11 protein-coding genes are annotated in these 20827 nt (G+C 42.1%); 7 read left to right on the forward strand and 4 right to left on the reverse strand.

The annotated features are described in order from the left end of the window. The coding region (locus ELZ11_RS21660) for an Ig-like domain-containing protein (protein WP_137359467.1) at nucleotides 1–8426 on the reverse strand (8426 nt) is incomplete at its 3' end. 427 nt (nucleotides 8427–8853) lie between these two features. Here ELZ11_RS21660 and ELZ11_RS21665 point away from each other — a divergent pair. From ELZ11_RS21665 to ELZ11_RS21675, 3 genes are all read left to right on the forward strand, one after another. Then, nucleotides 8854–9600: a peptidoglycan DD-metalloendopeptidase family protein gene (locus ELZ11_RS21665; protein WP_244291704.1), complete on the forward strand. Its 747-nt coding sequence runs from the start codon at nucleotides 8854–8856 to the stop codon at nucleotides 9598–9600. 126 nt (nucleotides 9601–9726) lie between these two features. Then, nucleotides 9727–10662, forward strand: coding sequence for a ribosome biogenesis GTPase YlqF (ylqF, locus tag ELZ11_RS21670; RefSeq protein ID WP_137359469.1), 936 nt, complete (start codon nucleotides 9727–9729; stop codon nucleotides 10660–10662). Nucleotides 10663–10932: 270 nt separating this feature from the next. After that, nucleotides 10933–11934 (forward strand): GGDEF domain-containing protein, encoded by a 1002-nt coding sequence (locus ELZ11_RS21675; protein WP_244291705.1) that lies wholly within the window; start codon nucleotides 10933–10935, stop codon nucleotides 11932–11934. 48 nt (nucleotides 11935–11982) lie between these two features. On the opposite strand, the gene ELZ11_RS21680 is transcribed toward ELZ11_RS21675, so the two are convergent. Both ELZ11_RS21680 and ELZ11_RS21685 read right to left on the reverse strand, forming a co-directional pair. Beyond that, nucleotides 11983–13092, reverse strand: a complete 1110-nt coding sequence (locus ELZ11_RS21680) for a carbohydrate porin (protein ID WP_137359471.1) — start codon at nucleotides 13090–13092, stop codon at nucleotides 11983–11985. Nucleotides 13093–13579: 487 nt separating this feature from the next. Beyond that, the gene (locus ELZ11_RS21685) at nucleotides 13580–14125 is read right to left on the reverse strand and encodes a GNAT family N-acetyltransferase (RefSeq protein ID WP_137359472.1); all 546 of its coding nucleotides are present in this window, start codon (nucleotides 14123–14125) and stop codon (nucleotides 13580–13582) included. Between the two features lie 166 nt (nucleotides 14126–14291). Between ELZ11_RS21685 and ELZ11_RS21690 the strand changes: the two genes are divergently transcribed. From ELZ11_RS21690 to dcuC, 3 genes are all read left to right on the forward strand, one after another. Next, entirely contained in the window at nucleotides 14292–15434 is a 1143-nt protein-coding gene (locus ELZ11_RS21690; RefSeq protein ID WP_137359473.1) for an acyl-CoA desaturase, read from the forward strand. 284 nt (nucleotides 15435–15718) lie between these two features. Further along, nucleotides 15719–16774, forward strand: a complete 1056-nt coding sequence (locus tag ELZ11_RS21695) for a GGDEF domain-containing protein (protein ID WP_137359474.1) — start codon at nucleotides 15719–15721, stop codon at nucleotides 16772–16774. Nucleotides 16775–17072: 298 nt separating this feature from the next. After that, the gene (gene dcuC / locus ELZ11_RS21700) at nucleotides 17073–18440 is read left to right on the forward strand and encodes an anaerobic C4-dicarboxylate transporter DcuC (RefSeq protein ID WP_137359475.1); all 1368 of its coding nucleotides are present in this window, start codon (nucleotides 17073–17075) and stop codon (nucleotides 18438–18440) included. A gap of 183 nt (nucleotides 18441–18623) precedes the next feature. Here the strand turns inward: dcuC and bluB are convergent, their stop codons facing one another. Then, a complete protein-coding gene (gene bluB / locus ELZ11_RS21705) occupies nucleotides 18624–19292 on the reverse strand; it encodes a 5,6-dimethylbenzimidazole synthase (RefSeq protein WP_137359476.1) in 669 nt (222 codons plus the stop codon). Between the two features lie 212 nt (nucleotides 19293–19504). On the opposite strand from bluB, the gene ELZ11_RS21710 reads away from it, so the two are divergent. Next, complete coding sequence (locus tag ELZ11_RS21710) at nucleotides 19505–20695, forward strand: DEAD/DEAH box helicase (RefSeq protein WP_137359477.1); 1191 nt, start codon at nucleotides 19505–19507, stop codon at nucleotides 20693–20695. Nucleotides 20696–20827: the final 132 nt, after the last annotated feature.

Here is a 20827-nt window from a genome sequence, read left to right on the forward strand (position 1 = left end):
GCAAGCGTTGGCGTGATTGGCAATTCGTGGGACGAATCGGTGGCGCCTACATTACCCGCTAAATCCAGGTAGTTGCTCACTTCCAACGCAACACGCAACGCCTCCGTGCTTGGCACAGTCACCGTCCCTGTCCATTGGCTGGCGTCATCACCTGACGCCGTCAAAACAAACGAGGTCCCACCCAGTGTCGCTTCCGCCGATTGCAACGGTTTGCTGAACTGCAACGTGACATCCACACTGCCACCCACCGCTTGGTGCACAGGAGCAAAACTCACGCTGTCTAATACCGGAGCAGATTGAACCAGCTGAAAACCGCTGGACTCTTCCACTGTCACGCCGGCCTCATTGGTGCCCGTCACTGTGACCGTGTAATCACCGTTGACAACTTCGCTCAAGTCCACAACAGCCGCACTCCAAGCATCATTCGATACCGTAGCCGTCGTCCTCGTCACCTCACTGCCACCTGTCGTCTTCACCACAACCGCCAACGATTGGTCATTGAAACGCGTCGATGTGCCTTCAAACACCAAATTCGCAGCTTCACTCTCATTCACCGTTCCTACCGGTGTAATAGCAAGCGTTGGCGTGATTGGCAATTCGTGGGACGAATCGGTAGCGCCTACATTACCCACTAAGTCTTCAAAATCGCTTACGATCAATTCAGCAGTTAAATCTGGTGTATCAGCCACATTAACGTCGCCTATCCAGATTTTTTTGCTTTCGCCTTTTTGCTCAAGTTCAATATTATTTCCCTCTAGCTCAGCGGTCACTCTCTCAAGGTCTTTATCGAACTCTAACTCTACGGTAACAAGCTTGTTTATGGCCTGGTGAATTGGGTCAAAGGTAACTGTTGTTAGAGTTGGCAATACACCCTCTACCCCTATAACCAAACTATCCCCTTTGCCGGGGATAGTATTTACACTCTGGTAGCTACCGTCTTCGACTTTTATTGTTATATCTTTATCTTGATTTTCTGGACTTAAATATTTGGCACTCCAAGTAATATTGTCACTGGATGTCAACGACCCATCGACCAAGCTACCGTTGTCTTCGGAATTACCAGATGTGATTTTTATGTCACTAGCCTCAAAGTTCATTACTTCTTCGCTAAACACAAATTTCAAATCTAACTCTTTTCCACCCGCCATTGGTAGGTCACCAATAGCGGAAATGGTTAACGTTGGCTCCGGGGCTTCTTCAACCGTTATACTTAACGGTGACTCTGTCACATGCCCAGCTAAGTCGTCGGCAATAACCTTAACGGTATAATCACCAGGGGCTAGCAAATATTCGATAATATATGGATCATTTTCGTTATCTGGTTTTGTAATCGTTTCTGGTGTAAACGGGGACGATTGTGCGTCCTCGGCAGTTGAGCTTACCAAATTCAAGTTTGCATCGAGTATGGTTGCTGAAACTTGGTATCGATAACGTCCACTTTCGGGTTTCATCGACACTTGCGATCCGCTCACTTGTGAGACGGAAGGCGGAACGTAGTCAACAACTGTCTGTAGACCTTTTGCATCATACTTTTTGCCATCCAATGTAAAACTAGATACTTCGCGTCCAATGGAGTCAGTCACACCTAACGTAAATTGATAAACTCCTTGTTCTTCAACTGAAAAATCCAAATTGTCACGAACCGAAGATAATGAAAACTCTCCTTTTTTCTCGATGTTATTTTGCTCGTCTGAAGCAAAGTTCATGATGTACTCATGAGCATTTATATTTTCGCCCTCGGCTGAGTTAACCTCAAAAGGTTGGTTTTGTTCCTTGAATATTAGCTTTCCGCCGACAACCTCTGCGCCATCTTCTAGGCTCAGTGTTATCTCTGGGTTTTTGATATCTACTACAACGCTTTTCTTGATGTTAAGCCCAACGCTGTCTGTAGCTGATATATCAACTTTAATTTCATCAAGGTTACCTAATTGGCTTCTTGTCAGCTCAAAGTATGTAAGGTCTTGTGGGTCGTCTTCATGCTCAACATCTTTGGTTATCGCAAAGCTTGGGTTAAACGACGAATACGTTACCTCTTTCAATCCACTGACGGCATCTGCAATATCAAATCTGAACCTGACTTTGTCTTCCGCTGGGTTTGGCACAGTAACTTCAACCGAATCCCCGATTACTGGTGGAGTATTATCAACCCAAACTGTTACACCGTTATCATTAGAGGACTTGTCCCAAACATCAATCGCGACAATTTTTGCCTTAAGAGATTGACCGTCTGAGCCTTCCGGCAAATCAGTTGTAAATGTTGAGCATTGACTTCCATCATTACACTCTTCCAAATCAGTAAAACTAAACCTTGAATCTGAATCTTTATCTTTGTAATCAAACGATTCATCTCCTACCTCGGCAATTAAATTATAGAGGCTAGAGTTACTACCCAGTGTTACGCTAAAGTCTATTACGAGTTTCTTTCCGTTAATGGTGCTACCATCTTCAGGGTTACTGATGTTAACCAGCACTGTCCCACCAGGTCGCAATAACTCTATGTCATGATCTGGAGTGATGTTGCCGGCGACGTCTTTTAGGCCCTTAATTCGATATTCTTGTTTTGAACTTAACCCGTCAATAATCGAACTGTAAAGCTCTGAATATGTACAGATCGCCTTACCATTCTCTGTCTTACAGCTTTTCGGCGTAAACGCTTCTAATCCGGCCTTTTTCGCTAGTTTAGGGTAGTCTTCTTCAGTAGAGATATCGACACCAGAACCCGATGGACCATCATCGAATGACAAGTCAAACGCGAGCATTTTGTTTCCGTCTGCATCGAACCAAACATCACTTCCTTTAAAGTTGTAGATGTCTCCATCAACAACTATTGGTGCTTCAGCATCCATCATCGAAAAATTGTATGTTTGAACTGATGTTTTTCCATTCGTACCGACAACTCTCGTGATCAAAGCTACCGGAGAAGCCGCCATGCTCGTGTCAGTATTTAGCGTACAAGTGTATTTGTCCTGAGATATATTCAGTACACCCGTGTATGGAGGTTCTGCTTCATCTTCAGGTACTTCATTGGACGTATAATTCTCACGAACCCAACATTCCAGTGACTTACCTTTAACTTCCCCGAGAGCATCAAACTCTACTTGTAATTTTGAAGTCGAGATATGTGTTTGGAAGTTTTCAGGGCTCGTGATTTCTAGTGCTACGCCTTGTCTTTGAACACTTAAATTTGAGTTGTACTCACGCGGATTTCGATCTTCTACATTCGTATAGCGAACCTTGTTGTAAGCTTTAATTGCTAATGCGTATGTACCATCATCACTCAAGTCAGACTTTGAAAGCGTTGCTGTCCATTGATCCGTCCCTTCAACGTTGCTGAAATCTAAAGGGTTCGACGCGCTTTGTTCAGAGTGCTGATAGGTAGCCACTAGATCTTCAATGCCACTAGGATCAGTAACGTTCATAGAAATCACTACGCTTTCATCGCGAGTTACGACGTTTTCTTCCTCTAATGGATCTCCACTTAAATAAGTCACCTGGTACGAAGAAATCTGTGGCTTTGCATTCCTAATTTGAACTGGAAGATCAACCTGTGAACCATTTCCTCTTACATCATTACCTGCAATTCGGACTTTATGCTCACCGTCAGACAAGCCCGTTAGGGTGAATTTTAAATCTTCGTCAGGTGCTGTTCCCGGAATTCCTTCAGGTGGTTCAGTGTTGGTGTATGTCCAATATTCAATACTTGATTTATCTACACCATCTGGAGAGTTTGCACCATTAGCGTTCAAGTCTTGCGCAGTAATAGTGAATGTATAGTTTGCTAAGTAAAACGCTGCTTCATCGTAACCATTAAGTCCTAAAGTTGGTCCTTTACGATCTAAAATGAAACTTTTCGTGTTCGATTTCGAAACAAAGCCGTGGGTATCGACTGCTTGTGCATACAGCCCTGTCACTTCTCCATCTTCCGTTATATTTATTCGATCGGTATCGGACCTTGTCAGAGTGATATTGAATGGTTCACTCGTATCCTCAGGTAAAGAGGTCTTAATTGGCTCTTCTTGGCCTTCCTGAAAAATTTGAATATTTTGAACACCAGATTCATCAGTTACAGATAAGAAACGCATGTCAAATGTTCGCCCTAATACAAAACATTCATCTGATACACAGTTACTCGCCCATGGAGTATTCAACTTTATCGTTGGGCCTTGGTTATCTACACGAAATGTGAATATTCCTTTGGTACTTACGTTTGGCGGGTAAGCGCTATCTGTTGCAGTAACGTGGAATTCATTTGATTCAGCATAATCAAATGCATCCGCAACTAACTGAACTTTTACATCAGGCTGTTCGCCTATAAGGTAGGGCTGCGTTTTACATTGTTCGTCACCTTCTTCACAGGCTTGCAGCGTAACCATTTGACCAGACCCGCGTCGTAAACCGATATCGACATTGCTGCCCTGACTTAAATCTCCCCAACCCACAACCGGAGTCCAAATTGAGTTACCACCTAATCGTTTCTCGATCACTTCGCTTTCAACAGTCGGGGCAATTGAATCAATCAAAACATCGAACTTTGGTGCACCCAACGTAAGCTCAGATACCTTGTTGCCAAGATTATCTTCAGCACGGATACCTACAGACCAATTTCCGTTTCCTGGAGAGATCGTGTTTCCTTGCGCTTCACATGAATCACAGATTTTGACAGCAATAGATTTGTCTTTATTCTGATAAAAATGTTCTGGGCCGTAAATCTTCTGTATCCCCGAAGGTAAAGTGAATACCAAACGACGATCATCCAGAATATCCCCCACAATGTCATCCACTCCGAACGTCAATTCATGTTCAGTGCTTGCATTCAAATAAATTGAGCTATCAACCGGCGGTTCATAAGTGGTTGTTGGGTAGTCATTATCTATGTAGTAAGTTTTTACAAACGGATCATCAGCTTCCCATGCGGTACCATTAGAGTCTCTTGCGGTAATCTCTAACACAAACTCAACCATATCAGGTAAGTTTGCAGCTTCAGTGTCTAATGAGAACCGATAGATCTTGGCGTATTTAGTACTATTTTCTTCGTCCTCTTTAATATCGGTTTCAATTGGTGTTTCATCTTGCGCACTATTCAACCACATTGTTGAAAATGCAGGCTTATGCTCTGGAGTTTCATCAATACCAGATGGGTCTTCCAATAAGATTCTGGAAGTGACTTCCCCTGTAATGTATTCGCGACCTTCAACAACAACCGAACGACCTTCTTCGATAGCAAAGCTTGGCGCAGGTGGTGATGTATCGATGCTTCCTCCCTGCTCTTTAAAAATAGGCTCTCCATCTAGGAGAGGATAGGCTTTAGATATATCATCGGCAAAAAGCTGAGCAACGGGAGCTTCAATGCCATACTCATTAGTCATTAAGTTATACAGAGTTTGCGCAAGTTCTTCTCTGTACGTGTTAGGACCAAATTCATAGCCATCTAACGTTATCTTATTTCCACCAGCTCCGACCCCATTAGCTTTACCATCGTAACTAAAGTCGTCATACATAGCAGAGGCGAAGTCTAACGAGTTATTCCTTTCAGTCTCTTGACTCGCAAGTTCTTTAATCGCTTCAACTAAAAAACGGTGCATGTATTCATTCGTTGGTACTTCAGGCGTAGATTCGGTACGTAACATTTCGTTAGTTGCATATGATACCACTGTAGGATCAAAGCCAAAAAATGAGTTGTTATTCTTCCCAGCTAACGCGAGTTGAACCGATTCTAGAATGTCCATGGCTTTCTCAGGCGTTTTATCGCTTGACTCGTTCCAGAGGTAATCAAACAACCCTGTATGATATGTTGCAAGTTCAGTTACGTAGAAGGTTTGAGAGCCATCTAGTTTAAAATATGCACCTATATTAGCCTGATTTAAGTCAACCTGAGCTTTAGCACCGCTATTGTCTTCCCATTGATAGTAATGTGGGGATGTTTCTGAAGGCCCTAATAGGCGAACCCGCATAAAATCGTAGTTCACAACGTCGGTTGTCATTGAACAACTTGCCACATCATAGGCTTTAGAACCGGAATTGGGCTCGTTGTTTTGGGTCGATATACAGCTAGCAAGAGACGTAAAATCACCTTGGGCCGTCAGGCCCTCAAGTTGAACTCTGGCACCAATGAAAGGTGTGACCACTGAAATCGTCGGCAAATCAAAACTGCTTCTAAAGTAAACTTCTTGTTCTGAGCTGACATTCTCGGATTCATCCTTGGTTTGAATCACAAGCTTTTGAGAGCTGCTTTCTGAGACATTTTTGAAGCTTTTACCTAAAATTTCTTCGACGAAAGGGACGTAATAAACTACTTGGCTGACTCTACCTTCGACTGTTTCTATAGCTTCATGTGGAATCTTTGCTGTGTAATCACCAGAAGACCCTAATGAATCTGTGGTTGTCTGATACACGTAATTATCATCACCATTTTGGCTTACCGAATATGTCACAGACAACTTAAGTTTCTCGGCACTAGAACCGATTATTGTCTCATTCTGAGGGTCCGAAACTACGACTTGCACATAAGGGATATTTCTTTCTTTTAGTAGATTAACGTTAAAATCCTCAAAACTGACTCCTGGAATAGTGTTGGAGATGCCACTGCTCGCATAAAGGTAATCAATTTTCAGATAGTCTGTTGATGAGTGCACATTGCTGGCTGTATACGTTTCGCTAGTATAGTTAGCTTCATAGGTATCGCCACTTTCATCAATAAAAGTCATATTTGTTGCTTGAGGGTAAGTAATGACCTGCGTTGGCGGTTGATCATCTTTACTCACAGTATGCGGTTCTACTCCAACATTGCCTTGAGTATCTGTTGCTGTGATTTCAAACAAGGTTGTCGATGAAAAATCTTCCGTTCCATACGGTTCCTCGAAAGTACAAACACTACCCGATTCCGACACAGTAGGCTTACACGTTAACTCTTTGGAAAGACCGCCGTTGACAGCTACCGTTGCCGACTCTATATCCTGAGAATCTTCCTTTATGATTCCTTTCAAGACATATTGTGTTGCTGTATTGTTTATTGTATGTTCTGACGTGACTTCTATTACCGGCGCATTATTATCCCAATCAAACGCAATCTCCGTACCTTGAGCATCACCTGCTGAGAGTGGGTTGCCTAACACATCACTAGGATAAAAGACCAAACGAGCAGCAGTTACATTAGAAAGCTCCGTATCCGAATCAATATCCACTTTATCGATTTCTAACGTATTAACGGACACTTTCACCGAAGTCTCACGCATCCCTTTCTCAAAGTTGGTAAAGTCTACTTCACAAAATTGACTGCCTGATTCCGTTAGATCGTCACAACGAAATTCTTCAGACCACACACCATATAACTCGTACTGAACATAAGTAACTAAGTCCGCAACCCCTATCTCATCAACTAATTTAATATCAACTACATCAGTTCCAGAAAGTACGTCGTCATCTGTTCTTGTTACCACTGGCGCTTCTGTGTCGATTTCAACTTCATCTCTAGGAGGGATCGCCCCCCCATCACTCCCAGGAATACCTAAATCATTAATTTGTTTACTAAAGTCTTCGTAATCTTCCGCCTTAGTGCCGGAGATATTTAGTGTTGGATCATTAACAACAATGAGAACGTGTTGAGCGAGATGGTTAGTATAAAGATCGCTCGTCACTTCTCGTTGTCCAAAAGAAATAGGAACTAGACCGCCACCTAGAGCATCAATTTCTTGTCCATCCAAATAGCCGTCCGCGAGTACATCTCGATACTGGATATCAGCCAAATGCATAGATGTATAGACGTTTTCAGAGTTTCCGTGCGCTTTAATTAAGTCATACGAATAAGAAGAGTAAGCGGTTAAAAGCGCGCCATACTTGTGCCCAGGTGTCGCCGAACTACTTTGACCACCGTTGGTAATGTCGATGGGTTTTGTTTCATTAACATCAAACCCATACATAGCATTAACTGTTTCCAATGCCTGAGTGACAGCTGTAGCCGTAGACGTGCCTTGAGTTTGTTTAAATTCAGTTAAACCTGTCGCAATGTTTGTCAGCGGGGTAATCATCAAGTTTTGATCAGTACCTTCTGAGTAATTCACTACACTTTTCAACTCAAGTAATTTACCGTTACTCGTAGACACTTGCTCTCCGGTAAGAGGGTCAGTGTATGTACCACCATCCGCTTTCACTAAAAGCGGCCCGGAAGAAGTTGTTATATCTACTGAATAATTACCAAAAGCATCCGTTTTAGTCGTGCCAAGCTGCCTTCCAATCTTGCCATTTTCATATTCCCAAACGTATATCGTCGAGCCATAGACTGGCGCATCGAACACATTGCCGGAAATCGACCCTGTACTTCTTGAAGGCGGAGTATTGTCACCGCTACTGTCTCCACCGCCACACGCATTAAGTGTAAGTGAAGCAATAACCGCTAAAAAAATTGAATGGAAATTAAATTTAGTGAACATAACCGGTACATAGTATAAATTTTGCCGAGATTATATTCTTGTATCATTTTTTCTCAACGTGTCATAAAAACACCTAATTAATTCATTTTAACTAAGGGATAAGTTTAATTAGTTCGTTATATGACTATTTTTTTGAATAGCATTATTCTTTTAGGTAGTTAAAAGGAAGGAATTGGAGCTGAGTCAGTGAAAAAAAATAACAATAATATTATGATCCTATTACTACTTTTATCATTTTTATGAAGTCTCATCGGAAATTATGAACTTTCACCTTTCTCGAAAAGCCTGTTCTCTGACAATTATAGCTTTACTCGCAATCATATCAATCACTTATATTTATAAAATCAGAACAAGTAATGAGACGGTAAGTCAGCACGTAACTCAGCCGGTTTCCGAGCCTTCTCCGACAATACCCAAGGCTAAGCTTGTGTCGGGACAAGTGGAGTATTCTTTCATCAGTTCCATACTTTCTTCAGGGGTTAATAAAAATCAAATTAAATCTCTTTTAGCAATGTTGGGTAAAGACTTCGACATTATTAACTCTGTTAACCCTGGAGATAAGTTTTCTATTAAGACAAAATACAATAGTTATAATGAAGAATATGTTAGTGCTTTTTACTATGTGGGTAGTGAAATTGAATTTTTTGCAATGAGAGGGAAAGATAATAAAATATATAACGAATATGGCGAACTCATTAACAACGAATATTCTTTTCCTTTACCTACTCATTTCAAGGTTTCATCACCTTTTAATTTAAAGCGGATGCATCCAGTTACGAACAAAATTTCACCCCATTTCGGTACTGACTATGCGACACCGATTGGAACCGAAGTACGTTCATTGTCAGATGGAATCATTGTTAAATCGAGACATAACCGTTTCGCGGGTAACTATATTACGATTCAACATGACGATGGTAACTTCGCTCGTTATTTACACCTCTCCGAGCGGTACGTTTTGCCTGGCGATAAAATAACTAAAGGTCAGCTCATTGGGCTAACTGGGAACTCTGGCCGTACTACTGGGCCCCACTTACATTTAGAGCTGTTTGTTTCGGGTGTTCCCGTAAACTTCGAAAGGTATTCAAACAAAAATCGTCCTTTTGATTACCAGTACGCTTACTTAGCCCAAAAAGAAAAGGTGGCACTAGAGCAAACGCTAAATGATTCTTAACACTCAGTTCATCAGGCCCGCATTGTCGTTTCATCAATGAAGCCATTGCGTTTATTGCTTTAACTCTTTACACACTTCGATTTCCCCTTACAATTAGCGCAAATTCAGAAAACCAAGGTTATTACCATGTCTATTCAATGGTTCCCTGGGCACATGCACAAAGCCCTGAAAGAGATCGAAGAAGTTATTCCACAAGTTGATGTCATCATCGAAGTACTCGATGCTCGCATACCCTTCAGTAGCGAGAATCCGACAATCTCAACACTTCGTGGGGATAAGCCTTGTGTAAAAGTCCTGAACAAGCGTGACCTTGCAGATCCTGAACTGACTCAGCTTTGGATCGAGCACTTTGAGAAAGAGAAAGGTGTTAAGGCTATGGCCATCACTACATCTCAGCCTCAAGAAGTCCACAAAATCATGGAGCTGTGCCGCAAGCTAGCCCCACATCGTGAGCAAATGGGTAAGAACATTCGCACGATGATCATGGGTATTCCAAACGTTGGTAAGTCAACAATCATCAACACGCTTGCGGGGCGTACAATTGCGGTTACAGGTAACCAACCGGCCGTGACACGTCGTCAGCAACGAATCAATCTACAAAACGGTATTGTGCTATCTGATACTCCTGGTGTGTTGTGGCCTAAAGTAGAAAACCCACACAGTGGCTTCCGCTTAGCTGCAACAGGGGCAGTTAAAGACACTGCAATGGAATACGATGAGGTTGCGTTCTACACCGTTGAATACCTCGCGCAGCAATACCCAGACCTGTTGAAAGAACGTTACCAAATAGAAGAATTGCCTGAATCAGACATTGAATTAATGGAAGCCATTGGTCGTAAACGCGGTGCGTTGCGAGCCGGTGGACACATCGATCTTCACAAGTGCTCTGAAATCCTGTTGCATGAGCTGCGTGGTGGTACACTAGGCCAAGTGACGCTAGAACTACCTGAAATGATCACAAAAGAATTGATCGAGGTCGAAGCGGAAGCGGAGCGTAAGGCTGCCGAGAAAATTAAAAAGAAAGAAGAAAGACGTAAGCGTTATCTTAAAAACAAACGCTAATCGCTGATTTTCTGCTCGTGCTTCGACAAAAATTGAAGCATGAGCCTTAACACCTCCAACCTCTTTAAAATCCTCTGTTTTAAAACTCCCTTTCATTTACAACCAAGATACACCCATACATACTGTAAGTTGGCTCCCCTATCGTTTAAGGGCACTTTTTAACGTATGCGAACTTATACTGGTTTTAAAAAACTCAGGTATCAGGCTTATTTTAATAATAAAGTCTACTTACCCTATGCCAAGTTCGTCTATATCCCAATTGCCATGTTCATGGCGTTTTCAATCACGGATGTCATTCACTTTGGTGAAGTGAGTTTTCTGCCACTGGTTCTTCGTCTGTTGATGTGCTTAGTGATGATAGGCACTGCATATTTCTGCCTTCACTACAGGCCTAGAGCCTTTCAAATTTTCGAAGCGGCTCTACTGATTTTTTCTTCTGCGTTTCTTGTGTATGTTGGTAGGCTGGCTATAAATCTTGAGAACTACGATTATCAAGGTGGCTTACTGCTCGTCATGATATACACGGGAACATTTTCACGAATGTCCGCACGCTATAGCTTGGCAGTATTGGTTATGGTTTTTGCTTGTTATGCTGCAGGATTAGCGCCGCTACTTTATAGCGTCGATCCACACCATGAAGTAGAGAGTTTATCTATTCATGTGTCCACATTCATTTTAGTCATCGCTGCTTGCCTACGACGTGATTTAGAGTCGCATAAAAGATTTAGCCAAGAGCTACAAATCCGTAAGCAATCTTTTATGTTACGTCGCCAAGCTAAAACATTTAAAGCGCTCTCCTATTTAGACCCACTGACTCAATGCCACAACCGCCTCTACCTTCACCAAAAGCTAGAGCCCAGCTTAAATCATCAAGACTCTATTAGCGTCTATATGCTCGATATCGACCATTTCAAAAACATTAATGATACCTATGGTCATCAAACCGGTGACAAAGTTCTTAAAGATCTAGCACGAGAACTACGTAAAATAATCCCAGAGCAAGGCCATTGTATTCGATATGGAGGGGAAGAGTTCCTCATCATCGTGATTGGTTTAACTTACGAGAAAACGCAAGCACTGGGAGAGGCATTGCTAGCACTCACGCGTAATGTAACCGTGATTGAGGGCCATCCTTTCATCACCGTTTCAGTTGGCATCTCACACGTCGAATACACGACATTAAGCATCGACCAATTGATAGATAGAGCAGATCAAGCTCTCTATGAGTCGAAGCAAAATGGACGTAATCAAATGACTTGGCACAGAACCTAGTGGCCTCAAAAAAGGGAGCTATATCGCTCCCTCTTACTTCTATAACAATTAGAACTCGTAATACAAACGAACTCGTGCACCAAAGTCATCATGCTCTTCAAAAGCACTCAAGTTATTGGTTTTATTGTCAACTGTGGTGTAATAAGTACCTAGAAGAACTGAAAAATCCTGAACAGCTAACACATCCGTAAACTCATACGATGCGTATGCTGTCGAAACATTCACATCGCCTTCTGCATAGCCTGAGAATTCTTTGTTCTCATATTCGTTCATTGCATAAACATAACCAACACCGAATCCTTTATACAGAGCGTTAATCCCTGTCGACAAGTTATTCTCATCAACGGCGTCCATGTAGGCTACATTCGCGTTCACCGACCAATCACCTTCCGACCAGCTTGTAGTGACACCGTAACCTGTTCTATCTGAGATATCAACGCCTCCCGCAACAATCGCATCCTTCACTAGATTGGTTTCTAGCGAGCCAGCAATCGTAAAGTTCCCCATCGAGTAAGCTAAAGTCGGTCTAATCAAGAATGCATCTTTGGTCGAGTCGATAGTTTGACCGTGATACATACCACTGTCCGTACCACCAGCAAATAAATTAGAACGATCGCCAATCATAGCCGCAACTTCCAGGTACAATTCACCAAAGTCCTGGCTGTACATGATCTGGCCATCTGAACCTCGGCCACGGGCTTCTTTCATTTGATAAACATAAGCAGAACCATCGGTATATAGCTCATTTGACGTGTCACCCGAGTATTCAAGAAATACATCTAACCCCACAGGGAACATATCATACGCTTCAAATCGACCAGCTTTGATTCCCCAGCCATCAACTTGGCCAAACTCAAAGTACGCATCATCAAGGGCTATATTACCCGTACTCTCAAATAGCGGTTGCGCTTTTACGCCGACATAATGCCCATCCCCTGACAGTTTTTGTCCTGCAAATTCAATCAATACGCGGCCGTCTTGGTTAAATTCATTATTGTTCGACGAGTTAGACTCTCTATCTTGATAATTGAAGTTCAATTCCACGTTACCTGCGATTGAGAAGTTGCCATCCTCATTATCTACAATACTGATGCCTGCTTGTGCACCCATTGCTGATGAAATAAGCACAGTGGCAAGTGAAAGTTTGAATTTGTTCATTATGTTAACCCCAAGTGTATTTAAAGTTTTCGGACATCATTTAGTGATGCCATTTATTAAGAAATCATTTATGGACAATAACGTTTCTTTTCTTATTAAATCTTCTTGAGACAAAGTTTGCGCAATTACGGCAACATCGACAATTCACGACTTTCACATATGCCAATTCAAATCACACTTTTAGAAAAACAATAAATAAACTTAAAATCAATAACTTAACTAAAAATTTATATTATTTAAGATTAATTGAGCGAATAAAGATGAACTTATATTTTTGCCACAATGCATTTTTGAGGTGAATCACCCATATAATAAACAGCATGAAAGTTATTTTTTTATTTCATGGGTAAATATTTTTAGGATGTTATTAAAAACAACCAAACAAATACGCACCACCGCTCATATCGATTAAGTAATAATAAAAGAAGCTGGCATAAAAAAACCCAGACCACTTTCGTGCTCTGGGCTCTATAGACTCAAACCTTAGTTATGAGTAGGTCACTTCTCTAGTATTATTCGCTAATTGTTTTGGAGATGACCAAGAGTACACTTTCTCTTTAACTTTACTGCCGCATGGCGCGTCCCAAACCTGCTCTAACTCTTCTTTTCCACCAATCGATGAATAAAAGCCTACCGCTTGAGTGTTGTCAGTCATCACTTCCAAGTAAAGGCCTGAATCTGGGTAATACTGTTCAAGCCAGTTTGAAAGCTCTCTTAACAGTACTCTACCTGCTCCTCTACCACGAAAACTATCGTCTACATGCAGTGCATCAATAAAAGTACCACGCTCGAAGTTATGATTACCAAATGCACACACGAACCCAATAAGAAGGCCGCCTTCTTCCAGAAGTAGTACATGTTGATTAAAAGGCGGGTTGATTAAGCGAGTTTGCCAAATAACGAGTCGATCATCATAAACTTCGTTTTCGAGGTAATCGTTTGCCAATATCCCTTTATAATACTTTTTCCAACTGTCTGCGTGTAACTGAGCGATCCGCTCAAAATCCTTATATTCCGCTACTCTAATTTCCATTTATTAGCCCTTAGTACTTCCATTTAGCGCTCATTTCTACATTTAATACTACCTGTCTATACATTTAAAGCAAAACATTCTAATCACATTTTACACATTCCTAATTGACTTACACCTGTGCGCTGATATTCTAGCGAACAGTTGTAAGCTCAAAGGAATTTTGGTCATGAAAACTGACACAGAACAACAAAACAAGAAGCCACCTCTTATTTGGCTCAACATCTTTATTTTTGCGTCTAGCATGCTACTTGCCGTCGTCGCTACCCCTTTATACGGATACTTTAATGGCTATGGCGCTGAACACTGGGTTTGGTTACTAATTTGCTTTTGCTTCTGTAACCTATCTATTACTACAGGTTATCACCGCCTTTGGTCTCACAAAGCATTCGAAGCTCATTCTAGCCTAAGGTTCCTTTTTGCTTTAGGTGGCGCATTTGCTCTTCAAAACAGTGCATTACACTGGTCTTCAGATCACCGCGTTCATCACAAATTCGTAGACAACAATGATAAAGACCCTTACTCAGCAAAACGTGGGTTCTGGTTCTCGCATATTGGTTGGATGCTGCGCCACTACAACAAAGCAAGCTATGATGATTACTCAAACTGCCGTGATTTGAAAAAAGACAAAATCGTAATGTGGCAGCACAAGCACTACATTTTGCTAGCACTGATCATGAACTTCGGTGTACCAATCGCCCTTGGCGTCGTATATGGCGATATTATTGGTATGTTACTAATGGTTGGTGCAGTACGTTTAGTGCTAAATCATCACACCACCTTCTTTATTAACTCTCTTGCTCACATCTGGGGTTCTCAGCCATTTACGGATAAAAATACGGCTCGAGATAATGGCATTCTCGCATTCCTGACCTTCGGCGAGGGTTACCATAATTTCCACCATATCTTTGAGAATGACTACCGAAACGGTATTTACTGGTGGCAATATGATCCGACGAAATGGATCATCAAAGCGTCCTCGATGGTAGGATTAGCGTCTAAACTTCGTCAGACGCCACAAGTTCGCATTGATAAAGCGCGTGCAACTATGATGCTTAAACGAACTCAGACTAAAATCAGCCATCTTCCAGATAGACAGCAAGTCGCAGAGCGTTTGCAAGCAGAGTTTGATACGTTAGTTCAGAGCATGAACGAATACTATGAAGTAAAAAAGCAGCTATTAGAAAGTAAAAAGGAAAATGTGGTTAAGAAGTACGAGCATTCTGTATTGAAGCTTCGCTACCAAAAAATCAAATCAGACCTAGAGCAACAGCAGTTGGTTTGGCGACAAACCGTGATGCAATATTCGTAATTACATCCCGTTAACTCATAACTACACAGTGCTGCCAATGGCGGCACTTTTCTTATTCAACGACTCACATTAATCCCATCTTCAAGTTTCCAAGATGTAATACTCATCTGTGACTCATTTCTTAACTTCTCCCCATAAAAGTTGCGGTTCATTCGATTTGTACATAGTTTTTATAAATATTGCGATGGAAATCATGTAAATATGAATACACACGCTTATATATGTTATACCGACTTTTGAGACACATAAGTTTTGTCTCAGGAAGATCTTGTAGGAGTGTGTAAATGGGACGGTCCAATTTTATATTTGAAGCAGGATTTGATGGTTTATTCGACCTCCATAACCGTCGACGCGTAATGAAGCTTATCGTTGTTATTACCTTATTGACTTTCCTCCCCTTAAGCCTCAAAAACTTCATTATTGGTGAAACACTATTAGCCATTCTTTTACTCTTATTCGAGTTCAGTTTGCTCATTGAAGTGCACAGTGTGCTCTACCTCAGGAAGCAAATCTTTGGCTACAGTATTCCTCTTGCGTTACTCGGAGTTTCAATCACTCTTGCCGTTCATATCTTTGGTACGCTAGCGACTTATTGGGCGTTTCCTGTCATCACGACCATAGTATTTATTGTTCCAAGATTTTCAGCGATAGCCATCAACAGCTTAATCATCGTTGGTACGACAATAGCAGCCTACCAGCACCAAGACCCAATGGTAACCTTACGGCTTACCCTCGCCTTAATATTCTGCGCTGTGATCTCACATTTTGTCATCGAGGCGGTTCGAAAGCTCCAGCAAGACCTACGATATTTATCCACTAGAGACTCTTTAACTGGCGCGTTAAATCGACACCAACTCGACGCTTTTCTTGAAGATGCATCTTACGATAATCCAGAAGGACAAGTCGCTTCAGTAGCTATCATCGATATAGACCACTTTAAACAAGTTAATGATGTGTTTGGTCATGACGTTGGAGATCAGGTTATCAAGATTGTTGTTGAATTAATTAATACACACTCAAGACAGCGAGATCTATTGTTTAGGCTTGGTGGAGACGAGTTTTTGCTTCTGTTCAACAATACAAATCAAGACAGTGCCTACCTTGTTTTGACTGAAATCTGTAATCAAGTTAGAGAACGTCATTACCCTAAACTCGCCACAGTTACACTGAGTGTCGGAATCGCGGAATCCAAACCGAACGAAGATGTCGACCAGTGGGTGAAGCGCGCTGATATAGCCTTATATGAAGCAAAACGGTCAGGTCGAGATGCCATTTTCCTTGATAGTGATCAGTCCAAGAACATTCCTAAATACACTTTAAAAGACACCTCTGAGGTTTAATTTCCGTTGAGCACATATAAATAAATCATTCACACCAATCTTACTAAGGAAATCACCTTAGTGGCACGCTGACAGCACCGCAATAAACTCCAACGTATAATTCACCTCCAGATTTAACAGCTGAAAGACACGAATTAAACATGCTTTTTCCGTATTTTTAACAACAATTTAATTCGTTGTCTTAGATCATCAGAACCCCATTTTTGTATCGTGCTACAGAACGCTTTTCTGTACATTCAATGACATATCCTGAAACAGTTTCTTATATTTTTTAAAATCTAACGAAGTGGAGATGTCTATGTTAGAGCTCTTAATAGGGTTAGTTGTGACCGTCGCCGTCGGTTACTTTATCGTCAAAGGTTATAAAGCAACGGGGGTATTACTTACCGCTGGTGTTGCATTACTACTGCTCACTGGCCTCATTGGTCATACAGTTTTACCGGAAAAAGTAGCTTCAACTGGTAATGTCATCACCGATGCACTGGAATTCGTCAAGTACATGCTTCAGTACCGCGGTGGTGGCTTAGGTATGCAAATCATGTTGTTATGCGGTTTTGCGTCTTACATGACTCACCTAGGGGCAAACAATGTTGTAGTAAAACAGTTTTCCAAGCCTCTTTCATTCATTAAATCCCCTTACGTACTGCTTGTAGCGGCTTATATTGTGGCATGCTTAATGTCTCTTGCAGTGAGCTCAGCGACAGGCCTCGGCGTACTCTTAATGGCAACATTATTCCCTATGATGGTTGCAATGGGCATCTCTCGCCCTGCGGCAGTTGCGGTGTGTGCCTCTCCGGCTGCAATCATCCTGTCACCAACCTCTGGTGATGTGGTTATCGCTGCGGAAAAATCAGGCCTAGCGTTAGATGTATTCGCAGTACAAACCGTACTTCCAGTGTCGATTTGTGCGATTATCGTAATGGCTGGGGCGGCATTCTTTTGGAATAAATATCTAGATAAGAAAGAAAACACACCGATGGAAAAAATCGATGTGTCTGAAATCAAAGCTGACGCACCAGCTTTCTACGCAGCCTTACCTTTCCTACCGATTATTGGCGTGTTCCTATTCAATGGCCGTACGATCCCAGGTTTATCACTCGACATCTACACGATTGTTGTAGGCTCTATCTTTATCGGTGCACTGGTAGACTTTGTTACTCAGCGATTCAATGGCGAAAAAACTCTTGAAGATCTAGAAGCGTGTTACGCAGGTATGGCGGACGCCTTCAAAGGCGTGGTTATGTTGTTAGTAGCTGCTGGTGTCTTTGCTCAAGGTCTGATGTCTATAGGCGCGATTGATAACCTAATCGGCTTAGCAGAAGCGGCTGGCGCTGGTGGTATCGCTCTAATGCTTATTCTGACCGGTCTAACGGTAGCAGCTGCAATAGCGACTGGTTCGGGTAACGCGCCGTTCTATGCGTTTGTTGAGCTTGCACCATCTCTAGCGGCGAAAATGGGATTAAACCCTGCGTTCTTGATCATCCCTATGCTTCAAGCGTCTAACCTTGGCCGTACTATTTCACCAGTATCAGGCGTTGTGGTTGCGACTTCTGGCATGGGTAAAATCAGCCCATTCGAAGTCGTTAAACGTACTTCTGTTCCGGTACTATGTGGTTTAGCGACCGTAATCTTAGGTACGCTAGTTCTAGTACCAATGCACGGTTAAAAATCTTACCAAGGCTAATCTAAAAAATGGCTGTTATGTAGGCTCTCAATAAAGAGAGCCTTCGCTTTACCTAGTCCTAAGGAATGGTTTAACACACTTTGTCTGATCATTACGACCAACTTAAGTAACATAACTTAATTAGGATAGATTTACTTATAAACAAAGGGTTAGTTTACGAGGTTTTTATTTGGCATCTTCTTTAAGTTGTTCAGGGTTCCATTGGCCATAATGAACGGCTGAAGCCACATCTCTGCGAGGAAGCCAACCTAAGGTTTCCAATTCAGGCTTGTCTTTAAAGTGATCAACGAAACCTATACATAAGTAGGCCACAATATCGATGTTGTCTGGAATATTCAGAGCGTCTCTTAATGTTGAATCGTGAAGTATACTCACCCAGCCAACACCTAAGTTTTCCGCTCGCGCTGCTAGCCACAAATTCTGAACCGCGCAAACAGTACTGTATAAATCCATCTCTTGTTTGATAGTACGCCCCAATACAACAGGGCCTGTTCGACTCCGGTCGCACGTGACACAAATGCCAACTGGTGATTCAACGATCCCTTCAAGCTTTAAACGCTTATATTGTTCTTGACGTTCATCGGTAAACATTTGAGCCGACTCAGCATGAGCTTGATCAAAGCCGGCTTTAATTTTTTCCTTGGTCTCCGTTTCCTTTACCACAACAAAATCCCAAGGCTGCATGAAGCCAACGCTCGGAGCATGGTGAGCTGCGGTCAACACTCGCATTAATACATCTTCAGGGATTTTGTCGGCAAGGAACTGTCCACGTACATCTCTACGAGCAAAGATGGTCTTATAAACCGCATCACGCTCATTCGGGGTAATTTCCATAATTCGCAGCCCTTACTAATAAAAGCCTCATTATCCAGGTTAAACCGTCAACATACGAGTAAAATAATAGAATTACTAATTTAGTTTGGCGACTCGAAAACAGAGTTAGCCGACAATTAGTAGCGGTCTCAATACATCATGTTAGAATGCGCGGGTATTTCTTATCGTTCGCATAAGAAACCATTGTCTATTCATCACTACTTGAGATACCTATGCCATTTTCCAAGCTTGGATTAAGCACTCCAATTGTTAACGCTGTCGCTGAACAGGGCTACCAGTCACCTACCGCTATTCAAGAAAAAGCAATTCCGATTGTACTTTCTGGTAAAAACCTTATTGCAGCAGCACAAACAGGTACAGGTAAAACAGCAAGTTTTGTATTACCTATTTTAGAGATGCTAAGTAAAGGCGAAACGCTACGCAAAAAGCGCGTCCGTGCTGTTATTTTAGCGCCGACACGCGAGCTAGCAGTTCAAGTCGATGCGAACATCAAGCAATACGCAAAGCACCTTAATCTCACCTCTTTGGCAATGTACGGTGGCGTTGATTACAAGCAGCAGAAGCAAGCGCTTATCGAAGGCGTCGATATTCTTGTGGCGACCCCTGGCCGACTTATCGATATGTATGGCCAAAAGGCTGTGTACTTTGAAGAGGTAGAAGTACTGGTGCTCGACGAAGCCGATCGCATGTTAGATATGGGCTTCATTGAAGACATTAATAAGATTATTGCGCGCCTTCCACAAGATATACAGAACCTGCTGTTTTCGGCGACTCTATCCAACCCAGTACGAGACCTAGCAAAAAGTGCAATCAATGACGCTGAAGAAATATCAATAGCCAAACATGCCGCGTCTAAGTCAAATATTGATCAATGGTTGGTTACCGTTGATAAAGACAAAAAATCAGCACTTCTTAGTCACCTGATTACCGAGAACGACTGGGACCAAGCTCTTATCTTTATCGAAACAAAACATGGCGCCGCTAAGCTTGTCTCTCAGTTAGAAAAACGCGGTATTCATGCAGAATCATTCCACAGCGGCCGTAGCCAAGCGATTCGTGAGAATATTTTAGAAGACTTTAAAGCGGGTAAATTAAAATACCTAGTTGCGACTGGCGTTGCAGCTCGTGGTATTGATATCAGTAATTTAAGCCGTGTTGTGAACTACGACTTACCATACCCTGCTGACGACTACGTACACCGTATTGGCCGTACTGGCCGTGCCGGGGCGGCTGGTGAAGCGATCTCTTTCGTATCAAAAGACAACTTCAAAAACTTATGCATGATTGAAAGCCGCTTAGGTCACCTGATCACACGTAAAGAAATTGAAGGTTTTAAACCACGCAAAGAAGTACCAATTTCTATCTTGAACTATGTGCCAAAGCATAAACGAGAAGCGAACTAACTAAACACTGCCTTCTTCTGCTCATAGTAGAAAACGCCTACAATGAGGCGAAGTGCCAAAATCACTTCGCCTCATGCTTCAAAGTAGACCCAATACAAGATTTCCATGAAGTTACGCTATTCACTCCAATAA

Origin of the sequence: Vibrio profundi, assembly GCF_005281835.1 — a bacterium.
In the GTDB taxonomy this organism is placed as follows: Bacteria; Pseudomonadota; Gammaproteobacteria; order Enterobacterales; family Vibrionaceae; genus Vibrio; species Vibrio profundi.